The organism is Variovorax sp. P4_D9, from assembly GCF_056401695.1.
In genome coordinates, this window is sequence record NZ_JBFUIU010001358.1 from 1 (window position 1) to 1,608 (window position 1,608).

4 protein-coding genes are annotated in these 1,608 nt (G+C 64.7%); 1 reads left to right on the forward strand and 3 read right to left on the reverse strand.

Going from position 1 to position 1,608, the window contains the following annotated elements:
• The coding region (locus AC1DY5_RS54910; protein WP_478122576.1) for a Bug family tripartite tricarboxylate transporter substrate binding protein at window positions 1-324 on the forward strand (324 nt) is incomplete at its 5' end.
• A gap of 113 nt (window positions 325-437) precedes the next feature.
• Here AC1DY5_RS54910 and AC1DY5_RS54915 read toward each other — a convergent pair.
• The 3 genes from AC1DY5_RS54915 to AC1DY5_RS54925 all read right to left on the reverse strand — a co-directional run.
• Window positions 438-992: a carboxymuconolactone decarboxylase family protein gene (locus AC1DY5_RS54915; protein WP_478122577.1), complete on the reverse strand. Its 555-nt coding sequence runs from the start codon at window positions 990-992 to the stop codon at window positions 438-440.
• A gap of 29 nt (window positions 993-1,021) precedes the next feature.
• Entirely contained in the window at window positions 1,022-1,321 is a 300-nt protein-coding gene (locus AC1DY5_RS54920) for an antibiotic biosynthesis monooxygenase family protein (protein WP_478122578.1), read from the reverse strand.
• Window positions 1,322-1,378: 57 nt separating this feature from the next.
• Window positions 1,379-1,608 (reverse strand): NAD(P)(+) transhydrogenase (Re/Si-specific) subunit beta (locus AC1DY5_RS54925; RefSeq protein ID WP_478122579.1); only part of this gene is annotated, 230 nt, incomplete at its 5' end.

Here is a 1,608-nt window from a genome sequence, read left to right on the forward strand (position 1 = left end):
GTGCGCATGCTCGCGACCACCACGCGGGAGCGGCTGGCGGACTACCCTGATGTGCCGACCGTTGCCGAAGCCTTGAACCTGAAGGGGTTCGAGGCTTCGTCGTGGGCCGCCCTGTACGTGCCTGCGGCCACGCCGCCGGAGATCGTCGCGCGCCTGGCGGCCGAGGTTGACGCTGCGCTGAAGCGGCCCGCCGTGGCGAAGCGCTTGAAGGAGCTCGGCGCCGTGCCGGTCGGCGGGCCGCCGGAGCGCCTGGCGGTGCTGCAACAGGCGGAACAGGAAAAATGGGGCAGGGTGATCAAGGCCGCCGGGATCAAGGCAGACTGATTCATCAGGATCATCCTCGCGACGAATGCGGCATGCGGCCCTTCACCGGATCGTTGGGATCGGTGTAGCCCGGGGTCGGCTTCTCCTTGGGATTGGTGGTCCCGTGAATCTCGCTACTTCTGTTCCCGAAATGCGGGATACAGGTTGACGTAGCCGCGTTCCACGCGCTTCTTCGCGTGCTTGACGGCAATCTCGCGTGACAGCGGCACGAAGCCGAAGCCTTGCACCAGCCGTTGCATGAAGGCGGCGCGTGCGGTGATCGCGATGGCGTCGTGCAGCGCATGTTCGTCCCAGCCGGCCTGGAACACGGCGTCGGCGTCGGCTTGAGAGACTTGCGTGGGCGTCAGGGCCAACTTGCGCACGAAGCCCAGCAGCGCCTTCAGCCGAGGCTCCACCGGCGCCGCGTCGAAGCCGGCGACCAACTGTTCCACCAAACCGTGCGCTATGCCCCACTCGTAGGCCACCTCGGAGTGCGCGACTCCCACGAAGTCGCAGCCGGCCACGGCCGCGGCGTAGGAAAGAACCAGTTCGCGTTCGCCCTGGCTCAGGGGTGACGGCCCGTTCATCATGGCCTGGCTCATGGTGGACCAGGGGCCATAGATTTCTGGGTATTGCGTGTAGACGCTCGGCGGTCCGGCGTCTGCGGCCAGGGAAGGGAAAAAGGGCATGAAAGACCTCCGTATGAATGAAATGCGGTTCAGGCCTGCGCCACGAGGGAGAAGTGTTCCATGGCGGGAGGCTCGGCGTAGAAGGGGCTGACAAGAGCGCGCCATTGCTCGCGCTCAGGACTCTGGCGGTAGGTCACCACCCGGTCTTCCAACCGTTCCCACGTCACTTGCAGTATGTAGCGCTGCGGCGATTCCGAAGAGCGCATGAAGGCGTAGCCGATCACCCCCTTGGCCTTGGCGGTGATCGTCTGCAGCGCCCGGGTCATGGCCTGCTCGAAGGCAGGCGGCTCGCCAGGACGGATGTGGAACTCGGCAACTTCGAGGATCACGGGAACTCCTTTTTAGGGGCAATCAACTTGACGTCGGAGACTCACGAATGCATCGCCCTACTCGATCGCCTTCGCCATATCCTCGACGACCTTCTTGGCGTCGCCGAAGACCATCATGGTCTTGTCCATGTAGAAGAGCTCGTTGTCCAGGCCCGCGTAGCCCGCGGCCATGCTGCGCTTGTTCACGATCACCGTCTTGGCCTTGTAGGCCTCCAGGATCGGCATGCCGTAGATCGGCGTGCCCTTGGTGAGCGCGGCCGGGTTCACCACGTCGTTGGCCCCCAGGA

What these genes read in the sequence shown, in the direction of transcription:
- AC1DY5_RS54915 (WP_478122577.1), bottom strand. Translation starts at nt 992, where the DNA reads ATGCCCTTTTTCCCTTCCCTGGCCGCAGACGCCGGACCGCCGAGCGTC.